Here is an 11,863-nt window from a genome sequence, read left to right as displayed (position 1 = left end):
CGCAGGCCTTGCGTTCGATGAACGCTTCGTGCTTCGGGCATCGATCGGACTGAGCTGCTCGTAGGCCTTCTCCAGTTGTTCGCTGGAATAGCGGTTCGGCTCAAAAGCGAGACGTACTCGCCAGTGTTTGCTTCGTCTCCGTGTCATCGATTGGGCTCCCGGTTAGCGGGAGCAACGGCCTCAAGCACGAGAACCGCATCAATGGCAGGACGTTCTCTGGACCATGGCGCCAGACACTCCCTCGACATGCGAAGGCCCCATATTACCCGCGAGTTTGCTATGTTGTTGCCGGAGCTACCACACCGCCCTGGGGTGTACCCCGCATCCGGGGCAGACTCGCCGTGCTGCGCGCTTGGTACGCCGGCGTGCCCGTACGGCAGGCCGTGGCGCGTTACCTGCCCGCCGCACTCGGTAACGGGCAATCGGCCCGCGGCGTCCTCGGGCGCATCCGCAGCAAGCTGCTGGATGTCGCGCGCACGGCCCATCGCGACGATCTCGTAGCACTCCTCAGCCATTCGGCGTCGGAACGCGAGCAGCATGCGAAAGCCGTCGCACAGGCCATCGAGACGCTGCGCATGGCGCGGCCACCGGAGCCGCAGACCGCCGACGACATCACGCAGTGGTTCACCCCGCGTTCCGTGCGAGTACTGCACGCGCATGGCATCCGGACGCTCGCTGATCTGACCGTGCGCATTCCGCGCCGCCGTCAGTGGTGGAAGGCCGTGCCGGGACTGGGCGCCGCAAGCGCCCGCTCAATCGAGGCGTTTTTCGCCGCGTGGCCCGGCCTCACCGAAAAAGCGCGTGCCTTGATCGTCGCCAGCCAGCGCTGGCGACGTCGTACCGTGGGAAACTCTCAAACTGCCGCACGAGGTCGACGGCTCCGACGGCACGTTCCGGGCGCCGCGCGCGACCTGCACGCTCGATGCCGCCAACGACTACGAAGCGGTGCAGACCTGGCTGTCGCTGCACGAGTCGCCGGCCACGCAGCGAACGTACCGCAAGGAAGCCGAGCGGCTGATCCTGTGGGCCATCGTCGAGCGCGGCCGCGCGCTGTCGTCGCTCACCACCGAGGATGCCATCGCGTATCGGGGTTTCCTGCGGCACCCTTCGCCTCGCGCTCGCTGGATCGGCCCGGTACGGCCCCGCACGTCGCCCGAATGGCGGCCCTTCAACGGCAGCCTGTCCGCGCGCTCGGTCGCGCACGCACTGTCGATTCTCGGCGCGCTGTTCCGCTGGCTCGTCGAACAGCGCTACGTGCTGGCCAATCCGTTTGCGGGCATCAAGGTGCGCGGCGGACATACCGCAACGGCACTCGATGCCTCGCGCGCCTTTACCGACGGCGAATGGACGCTGATGCGCACGATCGCCGACGGGCTTGAATGGTCTTACGGCTGGGCGGTTCCGGCCGCGCAGCGGCTTCGCTTCCTGCTCGATTTCGGCGTTGCAACGGGCCTGCGCGCGGGTGAACTGGTCGGCGCGACGCTTGGTCACGTCGAGACGGACGCACGCGGCGAGCACTGGCTGCGCGTCACCGGCAAAGGCGGCAAGATGGCGCGGGTGGCGCTGCCGCCGCTCGCGTGGGAAGCCCTGGCCCGCTATCTGGCCGAACGACGCCTGCCGGTTTCGGCAGTACGCTGGCGTCCGGACACCCCGATCATCGGCAGCCTCGAAGCGGACAGTGACGCGGCGATCAGCAGCGTGCGACTGTGGGGCGTCCCCGAGCGCTTTCTGCTGCTTGCCGCCAATGCGATCCAGACTGACCACCCGCCCCTCGCGGAGAAGCTGCGCCGCGCGAGCCCGCACTGGATGCGGCACTATCTTCCCTGCCGGACTATGTCGGGCGATATCGATGAGAGTTCATATTGGCCCAAGGATTGCGCGCCTCAGAACAGAAGCATCGCCCCGATCACCCAACATAGTTTCGTGACCCTACAGGCTATTCAGAAAGCCGAGCAGTTGGTCTGTCGGGCGGAAGCGCCCCGCCTTGCCGCGTAGCGGCGACATCTTCGCAAGGGCCTGCTCCTTCATTGCAAGCGTCGCCTCGAGATAGATCTGCGTTGTTTCTACCGATTCGTGCCCGAGCCACAACGCAATCACTGAGCGAGGAACGCCCGATTGAAGAAGGTCCATAGCCACCGTATGCCTCAAGCAGTGGACAGTGATCCGCTTCTTGTTCAAGGAGGGACACACTCTTGAGGCCGCTTCTCGATGTTTGTTTAGCAGATACTGCACGCCGTGAACACTGAGACGTCCTCCCCTGGCGTTCGGAAACAGCACATCACCATCACCGCGCTGCGGCTCATGCAACCAGGATTTCAATACGGCTCGCGTAGACCTCGTGACCGGCGTGCAGCGTTCCTTACGGCCCTTGCCGATTACGCGCACATGAGCGCCGGCACCCAGAACAAGGTCCTCGCGTTTGAGTCCGGTCATCTCGGATAAACGCAGGCCGGTCTGCGCAGCCACCAGCAGGAAGGCATGATCGCGTCGGCCGGACCAGGTACGTTGATCTGGCGCGGCAAGGAGTGCGTCGACCTCCGGACGGGTCAGGAAGTTGACGAGCGTGCGGGTGAAGCGCTTGCTGGGAATGGCAAGCACGCGCTGAATCTGTGCGGAATGCTCCGGGGCTTCGAGTGCTGCGTACCGGAAGAACGAGTGAATTGCCGTGAGGCGGAGATTGCGGCTGCGAACGCTTACGTCATGGTGCTTCTCCAGGTCGTCCAGAAACGCCGCGACCAACGGGGCGTCAATCTCCTTGAAGTCCATACCTGACGGCGGCTTATGCAGGCGTTGCTCGGCGAACTTCAGAAACTGGCGGAAGGTGTCTCGATACGAGATGATGGTGTGAGGACTGGCCTGCCGCTGCTGCATCAGGCGCTGTATAAAGAACCGTTCCAGAAGGGAAGCAAAGCTGGCAGACGTGTTCATGAGCGGTTCTCCCAATGCCGCTCGAGTCGGCGCATCGACTCGCGCATGAGTTCCGGCGAAGCGTTGAGGTACCACTGCGTATCGGCCACATGGACATGACCGAGGTAGGCCGACAGGATGGGCAGACGACGCTCGGGGTCCTGTCGGACCGGTACCAATGTAAAAGCGTTCTCGTCGCAAAGACGTGCCTCATGTCATGCAGCCGTGGCCCGTGACTGTCGAATTCGCCGCGCAGCCCAATCTGGCGGGAGAGTCGATAAAAGGCGCGATGAATCTCGCTGTTGTCCAGCCGGTTTCCCCTGTTGGAAACGAACACGTAGGATGACACGGTTCGCCCGGTCCAAAGACATTCCCGGCGTGCAATGTAGGCGGCCAATACCTTGCAGGTCGAAGCATGTAAAGGCACGAGTCTCGACTTGCCGAACTTGGTGCCGCGAATCGTCAATATTCCTGTCGTCAGATCGACGTCTTCAAGCTCAAGGTTTCTGACTTCACCCAGACGCATACCCGTTACGCTGAGGAGCCCGAACAGGCAATGATACGTCCATGGCTGCAGTTCATCCCGTTCGAACCTGCATGGCATATGAAGTGCTGCGTCCAGCAGCGCTCGGATCTCGCTGTCCGAATATAGATATGGTCGTGCCCGCGTCGGCCGAAACGGAAGTAGGCCCTGTGCTGGGATCTGGGTGCGTGGATCGGTTGCACTGCGATAGCGCGCGAACAAACGGACAAAGCCCAGCCTCTGTGCCCAGCTTGCGGGTCGCTGGTGTGATGGTTGTTGAGCCCATTCGAGAGCGAGCGATTGCGTGATGTACGAGGCGCGGCGTCGTCCCATGAACGCGACAAAGTCGCGCAATCCCTTCTCTGCCTCATTCAGCTTGAATCCCAGGGCTCGTCTCACGGTAACGTACTCCTCGACCGCTTGCCGAAGCGTGTTCATCGCACACCTCCCGGCCATGGCACGGCCAGCGTACGCAGCGCTTTGATATCGACCTTCGTGTAGATCCTCGTGGTCTGTGGGTGCCTGTGTCCAAGGAGTTCGCCGATCTCGCCGAGCGACGCACCGTGGTACAGCATCTCGGTGGCCAATCCGTGGCGAAATTGGTGTGCTCCCATAGTCGGCGCATCAATGCCAGCGCGCTGGAGCGAATGACGCACAACGGAGCCGACCGCACAAGCGCTCCGAAAACCAGTGAACGGAGCCCTTGAGCGCAAGAATACCCGCCGACAGGGGCCGGGCGGTCGATCACGACTCAGATATGCAGCGATCGCTCTACCGACGTCAGGGGGCAAGGGCAACTCGTTGCGCAGCCCGCTGTTGTTGCGAACAGTCAGGCATCCCTTGGTCCAGTCGATGTCGCTGAGTTCGAGGAACGCTACTTCTCCCGACCGCAATCCAAGTCTGGCAAGCAGGAGCAAAATGGCATAGTCGCGACGACCAACCGCGCTTCGTCGATCGATGCTTGCAAGCAATCGTCGGGTTTGAACCGGTGCAATCGCGCGGGGAATCGCAGGCATCGACCAGTTGGCTACAACAGGAACAGCTGCGGCGAGATCGAGCGCCACGTCGCCCCGATAGCTCGCATAGCGCAAAAAGGATCTCAGCCCAGCGGTCATGAGCTTCGCTCGCTTCGGGTGCAAACGTGGTGCCTGACGTCGTACGAATCTCACGATATCGATCGCGCGCAAACGGGAAAGCGAGACCGGTTGGTTGCCGAAGCAGTCCTCCAGGAAACTGCGGACAAAGGGCACGTAGTTGCGAATGGTCGCTTCGGTCAGGGCGCGCGCTTCGCGCAAGTACGCTACGTAGTCCTCTATACTTCGCTCAATAGGCGACAGTTGGGAAGCCGGCACCTTCTCAGCGGGAATCAACTGCCTGCTGCGTAGAAATTCCATGAGATGTCCGAGCGCGGCGCGATCTCCGCGGCACAGTCGAACGATTCGTGCGCGATGTCGCAAATACCGTGTTGCATGGTCAGTGCAGATGTGGTGTATTCCGATACCTTTGTGTGCAAGCCATCTGCTGAAGTCGGCTGCAATGCGCACTTGTCGATGCAGGGAATACGCACAGTATCCCTGATCACTCAGCGCTCTTGCAAACAAGACGAGAGGCGCCGCAAGTGGCCCTTCAGGTGGTCGTGAAAGGACCGCCCGATCATGGATCACGTACTTCACGTTGAGCTCCTTCCCCGATGTTGGGGTGCAGCGGAAAGGAGCCTCAGACTATCTCTATATGGCTTCGCACATTTGCCCCGAAAGGGGCAGCATCGCAGTCTTACAAGACATAGTCCGGCAGGGAAGATAGTGCCGCCTATCTCGTTGAAGAGATAGGCGGCACACGCACGCCACGTATGCGCTCGGACACGGTGCAGAACTGACGACCGTGCGCGACAACCTGCGGCACGCCTCGGTGTCGACCACGTCGATCTATCTGCACAGCGACGAGGTCAAGCGGGCGCGGCAGATGAGCGACGCCTTTGCGAAACACAAATGACCTTGTCAGCCTACCTGCGGATCCGCCGCCATCCTTAGGCGCAGGAAACGACGACCCTGCCCCTGAAACCGCACGATGTATGCAAAAATATCTGTCGCGCGTATCGATGCGATGCCCCCTTTAGCTATGGAAACCATTGATCTCGAACCTCGCGTACTCGCGAATCGCCGCGGCGTCGCGTTTGCGCTCGCAAACGGAACGGTGGAATGCGTGATCACGCTCACGGCGCTACAGGCTTACTTCTGGCTGGAACCGCAGGCCAGTGAGACTCAGACCCTGAAGAGGTTCCGGGATGGATACGGGCGCATCCGCGCGATCGCCGAGCGCAAGCTGCGCGCTCATCCCGCTGCGCGTCTGGAACTGACGCCGGATGATTTCGCGCGCCCCTGACCGCCAGACGCGAAACGGTGTATTGCACGCGACGAAGATCTGCAGAACGAAGCTGCATTCCGGCCAGAACGTCCCTGTGTCCTGGTGACATCATGTCAACCCTCTGAGCCGCGAGGATGACGTCCGCGTTGAGATGCCCGATTATCTCGTGGTCGGGGAACCTGTTTCGCTGGTACGAACGGGTGACTGGCTCAAGATCGCGCACCTTGTTGAACTGGCCCGCCTCTGGGTGAACGCCAATAGGGGACTATGCGACTGGCAGGAGCATGCGGCAATCGCAAGAGCATGGCAACCGCCCTCACACCCGATGAGCTGGCAGCGTTCAGTCTCACGACAGAAAAATGCTGGCGCCACGGTTCACGGATGGATGGCGCCTCGATTACCGGCAGCCAGTCGTCTGCGAGACTCACACCTGCGCATCCTGAATGCGCCGGCCCTGGATTCGGACCAGTTGGCTAACCCTGTCGCCTGCCTCCCGCGTTTTGCGAAGGTACGATGGGTGAACACCGGATAGCGCGGAGCCAAACATGAGCGACGGAAAGCCACAAGTCACGGCACATACACCCGGCACGCCCGGCCAGTTCAGCGTGCTTGCCACCCACGCCAGAGATGCAACGGGTGCGGCGTGTACGGCCATGGTCGTAATCGATGCTGCGGGCAATGGTGGCTACAGCGTCGCGGGATCACTCGAAGCACAGCTGCTCATTCCGGCTCTGCTTGAGCAGGTAGCGCGTGAACTGCGAACACAGTTAGCCGGTTCGGTCCAGTGACCGGCTCTGAAGGTCGCACGGAGCTCCCGGTTCAGACGTCGCCGCGTGCCGCACGCATGAACACCTGGGTCAGGCAGCGTTGACGGCGTCCTTGAACGCCTTGCCCGCCGTGAATTTGACGGTCTTCGCTGCGGGGATGGTGATGGTTTCACCCGTCGACGGATTACGGCCACTACGCTCGGCACGTGCGCCCGTCGAAAACGATCCGAAGCCGACGAGTTGCACTGTCTCACCACGCGTCACGGCGGCCGTCACGGCCTCGATGATGGCATCAATGGCTTCACCGGTGCTGGCCTTGCTTTCGCCCGTGCCGGCCGCGACCGCATCAATGAGTTCCTGCCTGTTCATGTGTGAGCTCCCTTTAGAAAAATGCCCGCGCGTCGCGGAACAGGACGCTCACCCTATCGCATGTGTGCGGTGCCACGCAACCCGCAAGGCTTTCGGAAGGGCATCGCCACTGTATGTGCTTTATCAGGCGGACCAATTCGCTGACCGCCCGTCCCTGTCGGTGCGGTTCTGGCGAAGCTGGGGAAGCAGGTGCCAGCGGCTGACGGTTAGTTGCGTGATATGCATGTGACGTGTCGAATGCGAACGGCTGCCGCGATATGCTTCGCAGCTGAACGGCTTGACGAAGATCGAGACGTACTAAAGGGAAACGACACAATGCGACTGCGACGTATCACTGCACGACGCTCATCGGTGCATGGCAAGGGACTCTTTGACCTTGCCCCTGTTTCACGAATCCCATAGCCGAGGGATTTATGCGGCCGCACCTTGCTGAGCGGCGAACCAGTTCTTCTCGAACGTCATGGGGCTGACGTAATTGAGCGTCGAGTGTAGCCGATGCGCGTTATAAAAGTTGAGCCAATCGACCACTTCGTCCATTGCCGCACGTTTGGTCGGGAAGTGTCGACCGTGCAGGCGTGCAACTTTCAGCGAACCCCACAGACTTTCGGTCGGCGCGTTATCCCAGCAATCACCACGTCGACTCATCGATGAGCGCATGCCGTATGCTTTCAGCGTGTCCTGGAACAGACCGCTGCAATACTGACTGCCACGGTCGCTATGAACGATTACGTCGGCTTCAGGGTGGCGGCGGAACCACGCCATACGCAGCGCATCGGTAACCAGCTCGGCCTTCATGTGTGGCTGCATCGACCAGCCCACGACCTGCCGGCTGAACAGGTCGATGATGACGGCCAGATACAGCCAGCCTTCAGCCGTCGCAACATACGTGATGTCACTCGTCCAGACCTGATTCGGCGCCGTCGCCGTGAAGTTGCGCTCCAGCAGGTTCGGCGCGACAGGCAAGCCATGATTCGAGTTTGTCGTCGCAATGTACTTGCGTTTGTGCCGGGCACGAATGCCGTGCTGTGCCATCAGCTTGCGCACGCGCTCCTTGCCTACGCGCACGCCGCGCGCAAGCAGCTCTTTCCACATGCGTGGCCAGCCATATTCGCCCTTGACCTGTGAGTGAATTGCCTTGATATGCGCCAGCAGGGCGTCGTCGCTCACACGGCTTCTGCCCGGCTTATCCTGCGCAGTACGTTGCCGGCGTTGATGATAGCCACTGGGGCTGACGTCGAGCACCTCGCACAACACCGAAATCGGCCAATGACGGCGATTACGTTCGATGAAGGCGTACTTCACGTCGACTCCTTCGCGAAGTACGCGCACGCCTTTTTTAGTATGTCCCGCTCCATCTTCAGGCGGGCCACTTCGGCACGCAGTCTCGATAATTCCATCTGCTCTGGACTTACCGGCTTTGTACCGGCTCCGCCGAGCTTGCCTTCGTGCTCAGCCTTGACCCAGTTGGAAATCGATTGGGTCGGCACGTCCAGCGTCGCAGCCACCGCCGCAATGCTCTGGCCGGCTTTGACCAGCCGTACCGCTTCCAGCTTGAATTCGAGCGTGTATCGCGCCCACTTTGTCTTGCTCATCTTCTTGTTTCTCCTTGCATGAGTTTAAACGCTCAGCAAGGGATTCGTTTTTCGGGGGCAAGCTCACTTTGCGCTACAGCCCATCGCCGCAGGCGAGCGGCTCATTCAGTACAAGGGTGAAGTAACCAGATGGCGACCCGCCGCTGCCCGTCAGCGGTCCGACGTGGGACATACTTTCGTCTTTGGTCTGTCGGACGGCCGCGTGATCGATGGCAGTCGCGGCGGCAATAGCGCCCGCTTCCTGAATCATGCGTGCGCACCCAACTGCGAGGCAATCGAGACGGGCGATCGCATATACGTTCATGCACTCACCGACATCAAGCCCGGCGATGAGCTGTTCATCGACTATGGCCTTGAGATCGAAGGTGAGATCAGCGAGGACATTCGGGCGCAGTACGTATGTCACTGTGGCGCCTCCACGTGCCGGCAGTCCATGATCGGCCACCGCGCAGAGTCATCCTGACTACGGCGTGCTACCGTGCGAACACCGTCGACGGACGATCCGCTTTACCGTAAGCGACTTTGCATGGCACTGCGAATCTTCAGAGTGGCGCACGCCGTCCGGTAAGCGGCTGGTGACTCGTTGCCGCCGGTCTCCATCCTCCTACCCGTGGCGCTTTACGGGGTACAACGGTCGTTCGCCCGACAACCCGTCGACGAGTTATCGGCCATTGCCGACATTGAGACAGGTTCTGTTAAGGTCAGCAGTCGGGTGGACTGCTGACATTGGCGGCCTCGCGCGGGAGGACCGCAACAACCTGCATCCGCGAACTCACACTCACGACCCGTTTCGGTCTTTCCTGTGTCAGGAGCCAAGGCCTGCTGCGCAGCGGTTGCTGCCGGTCTGCTCTTGCAGGGGAACTCACCCTGGGTCATCCCAAACGGTTTGCGGCCTTGGCCACAGTGACCTACGTGAAGGTCAGTTGGCCGAGGTACTGCCGTCAACTGTCTACGACATCAGCGCCAAGCACTGGAGACACTGAATGCCGATGCGAGGTGGGACACTGTTAGCCGGCATTTGAAACTTATGGATACGCGCCGCGGCCTTTGGACCTGATTAAGCCCTCGAGGTTCGGCATGACATTGGCGTCAAGGTGGTGCTGCATCCGCCGGCTCAGATGGTGGTCACTGGGAAGATCAATGCCCACCTGACGCGCCCAGTCCCGCAGCACGCCCAGCAATACCATGGAGACGCTTTGGCCGTCATCCATGTACTGGAGCAGGAAAGCCTTTAGCCTTCCCCGGCCTTCATCGGAATGAAGATCCAAACCGCCGGGCACGTCATGTAGCCTATGCGCGATGACATTGCGGTATTGGAGGAAGCGATCCAACTGGTCGTCGAAGGCGGGATGAAGATCTACCCGCTGCCGCAGCGCATTGAGCAGTTTCCCCAAGGTGGCTTTCGAATGCCGCTCAAGCAAGGCTTGAAACTGTTCCACGGTCTGTAGTGGCTCGCCGTGCAATGCGAACGTCAGGCAGGTGCTCATCAGGCGTTCGACGCCCTGTCCCGCGATTACCGCCAAGCCCAACGTCTTCAGCAAATCGTCCTGTACAGGCTTATAGCCTGATTGCACTTCGTCTTTCAAAACCTCTCCTCAATTAGAGCAACGCGCACCAAATAGCTGCGTCGCTGCGCCGGAGATTCCCGCCGCGAGTCGACGAAAGCCCTGTCGCCGGCGCACTGGTCCGACGACTCGGGGGCAGTTTTCAGGTCAGGCGGAGTGCAGCCGAAGGCCAAGGCTGCCTAAGCCAGACTACGCGTGTCACTGTACATATGGGCATACAAATCAGGCAGTGCATATAGCCGGCATTTTCGCAGTCAGCGGCCAAACCACTTCCGCATCGGACGCTGGCTGTTTGAAATCACCTAGGCTGAAGCGCAGCGTATCAGGGCGACAAACGGAGTAGACGCTCTCGCGCTTATCGATCCCCCACATTGCAGCCCGAGCCTTGAATTTCTGACCTTCGGCGTGCCGCTCCCAACTCAACGTCGGCATGATGCCCGACGGGCTATCGCGATCAAACGTTAGCAAAGTGTCAGACCGACGATTTCTGCTGTCGAGGTAGTGATAGTGGTAGCCCCAGTGACCATGTGTTTCTCGGGTGAGTTGGTCTCTCGTTCCCGGTACAGTGACCAAATACTCCACGACGACGTCTGGAAGGCCTGGTGCAATAGGCTCCGTCCTGCGAAGTTCAATATCTCCACGCAGAATAGGACGCTCTTCTATTAGAAACTCGACCGCCCCAAGGATCCAAATTTTCCCACCGACGTGGTCTTGTCTCGCACCGCCACTGTCGGGCCGACCTCGTCGCCAAGGCTGGCCACAGCGCCTAGCGATGCCTGCCGCAGATTCCTCGATTGAGGCTATCAGCTCCCTCGCAGCCCTCTCGTACTCAGCACCAACGACCACGCGCTCGAACTCTGGATGCAGTCGCAACCGCCGCTCGAATATCGACCGCATGTTTTGGTCGGCCCGGGGCACACGAAATCCATCGACTGCGTTTCGGAGTGCACGGTCAAGTGCATACAGTCTGTCGATGGTTGTCGTTACCTCAACGTCGCCCTGCCGACCGACTACGTCATTCATATCCACCTCCTCAGCAATACAGAAGCCGCCGACCAACGTCTGCTCTTGGCCGAGCCCTACGTAACGAGGGATATTAGCCTTTTTGGCCTTCGCGAACATCCGACAAACCTACGTAAGCGCCCGGCAATGTCGCCTTGAACCAGCGTGTTAGGGAAGCGACGATCGTGTCCACCTATTTTTTAAATGGACACGTGTACGCTATGGACGAGAATGAAGCGATTTCGGAAGTGGTGCAGCCGACGCGGCGACGCCGCCACAGCAAGGAGTTCAAGGAGAAGGTGATCCGTGCGGCGATGCAGCCGAACGTGTCGATCGCCGCGGTCGCGCTGCATTACCAGTTGAATGCGAATTTGCTGCGTCGATGGGTGGCCGCGCAGGAGGAACAGCACGCCGCGCGGGAGGCTCACCAGTCGATGAGCGTGCCGCTGGCGGAGTTTGTTCCACTGCAAGTGGAGGCGCCGGGCGCGGCAGTCGTTTCGACAGAGATCCAGATCGAGGTGCGCCGCGGGGCGGCGACCGTGACGGTACGCTGGCCGCTGTGCGCGGCGGCCGATTGCGCAGCCTGGTTGCAAGGGTGGCTGCGATGATCCGTATCGACGCGATCTGGCTGGCGACCGAGCCCATCGATATGCGTGCGGGCATCGACACGATCCTGGCGCGTGTCGTGAAGGTGTTCGGCGCGGCGCGACCGCACCACGCCTATCTGTTTGCCAATAAGCACTCGACGCGTATAAAGGTGCTCGTGTATGACGG

The 11,863-nt window shown here is 60.8% G+C and carries 11 protein-coding genes and 2 pseudogenes; 7 read left to right on the top strand and 6 right to left on the bottom strand.

Features of this window, described 5'->3' with window-relative positions:
- Positions 1-323: 323 nt before the first annotated feature.
- Positions 324-1,815, top strand: a pseudogene (locus GCT13_RS45220) (phage integrase family protein); the annotation flags it as partial.
- Positions 1,816-1,929: 114 nt separating this feature from the next.
- On the opposite strand, the gene GCT13_RS45215 reads toward GCT13_RS45220, so the two are convergent.
- From GCT13_RS45215 to GCT13_RS45205, 3 genes are all read right to left on the bottom strand, one after another.
- Positions 1,930-2,874 carry a site-specific integrase gene (locus GCT13_RS45215; RefSeq protein WP_265335351.1) on the bottom strand — a complete coding sequence of 315 codons (945 nt, stop codon included), beginning with the start codon at positions 2,872-2,874 and terminating at the stop codon, positions 1,930-1,932.
- Positions 2,780-3,511, bottom strand: coding sequence for a tyrosine-type recombinase/integrase (locus GCT13_RS50290; protein ID WP_227747361.1), 732 nt, complete (start codon positions 3,509-3,511; stop codon positions 2,780-2,782). The genes GCT13_RS45215 and GCT13_RS50290 overlap by 95 nt, the downstream gene beginning before the upstream one ends.
- Before the next feature lie 353 nt (positions 3,512-3,864).
- Positions 3,865-4,824, bottom strand: coding sequence for a tyrosine-type recombinase/integrase (locus GCT13_RS45205; protein ID WP_218274585.1), 960 nt, complete (start codon positions 4,822-4,824; stop codon positions 3,865-3,867).
- Between the two features lie 436 nt (positions 4,825-5,260).
- On the opposite strand from GCT13_RS45205, the pseudogene GCT13_RS51525 reads away from it, so the two are divergent.
- From GCT13_RS51525 to GCT13_RS45190, 3 genes and pseudogenes are all read left to right on the top strand, one after another.
- A pseudogene (locus GCT13_RS51525) lies at positions 5,261-5,422 on the top strand (site-specific integrase); the annotation flags it as partial.
- A gap of 126 nt (positions 5,423-5,548) precedes the next feature.
- On the top strand, positions 5,549-5,812 hold the full coding sequence (locus tag GCT13_RS45195) for a DUF1488 family protein (protein WP_087739470.1): 264 nt from the start codon (positions 5,549-5,551) through the stop codon (positions 5,810-5,812).
- Between the two features lie 527 nt (positions 5,813-6,339).
- Complete coding sequence (locus GCT13_RS45190) at positions 6,340-6,582, top strand: hypothetical protein (RefSeq protein ID WP_143811146.1); 243 nt, start codon at positions 6,340-6,342, stop codon at positions 6,580-6,582.
- A gap of 69 nt (positions 6,583-6,651) precedes the next feature.
- Here GCT13_RS45190 and GCT13_RS45185 read toward each other — a convergent pair whose 3' ends face one another.
- Both GCT13_RS45185 and GCT13_RS45180 read right to left on the bottom strand, forming a co-directional pair.
- Positions 6,652-6,930, bottom strand: coding sequence for an HU family DNA-binding protein (locus tag GCT13_RS45185; protein WP_087739469.1), 279 nt, complete (start codon positions 6,928-6,930; stop codon positions 6,652-6,654).
- Positions 6,931-7,341: 411 nt separating this feature from the next.
- A protein-coding gene (locus GCT13_RS45180; protein WP_087739468.1) for an IS3 family transposase occupies positions 7,342-8,522 on the bottom strand; the annotation gives its coding sequence in 2 pieces (ribosomal slippage) (positions 7,342-8,258 and positions 8,258-8,522; 1,182 coding nt in all).
- 82 nt (positions 8,523-8,604) lie between these two features.
- On the opposite strand from GCT13_RS45180, the gene GCT13_RS45175 reads away from it, so the two are divergent.
- Entirely contained in the window at positions 8,605-8,985 is a 381-nt protein-coding gene (locus GCT13_RS45175; RefSeq protein WP_087739467.1) for an SET domain-containing protein, read from the top strand.
- A gap of 562 nt (positions 8,986-9,547) precedes the next feature.
- On the opposite strand, the gene GCT13_RS45170 is transcribed toward GCT13_RS45175, so the two are convergent.
- Positions 9,548-10,108 carry a hypothetical protein gene (locus GCT13_RS45170; RefSeq protein ID WP_087739466.1) on the bottom strand — a complete coding sequence of 187 codons (561 nt, stop codon included), beginning with the start codon at positions 10,106-10,108 and terminating at the stop codon, positions 9,548-9,550.
- Positions 10,109-11,310: 1,202 nt separating this feature from the next.
- Here GCT13_RS45170 and tnpA point away from each other — a divergent pair.
- Together tnpA and tnpB are read left to right on the top strand one after the other, a co-directional pair.
- On the top strand, positions 11,311-11,697 hold the full coding sequence (tnpA, locus tag GCT13_RS45165; RefSeq protein WP_193727958.1) for an IS66-like element accessory protein TnpA: 387 nt from the start codon (positions 11,311-11,313) through the stop codon (positions 11,695-11,697).
- The coding region (gene tnpB / locus GCT13_RS51520; protein WP_193727957.1) for an IS66 family insertion sequence element accessory protein TnpB at positions 11,694-11,863 on the top strand (170 nt) is incomplete at its 3' end. The genes tnpA and tnpB, both read left to right, overlap by 4 nt.

It is taken from the genome of Paraburkholderia franconis, assembly GCF_009362735.1.
In the GTDB taxonomy this organism is placed as follows: domain Bacteria; phylum Pseudomonadota; class Gammaproteobacteria; order Burkholderiales; family Burkholderiaceae; genus Paraburkholderia; species Paraburkholderia franconis.
Note: the sequence above shows the minus strand (reverse complement) of the source record. Positions and strands in the feature narration are given on the sequence as shown.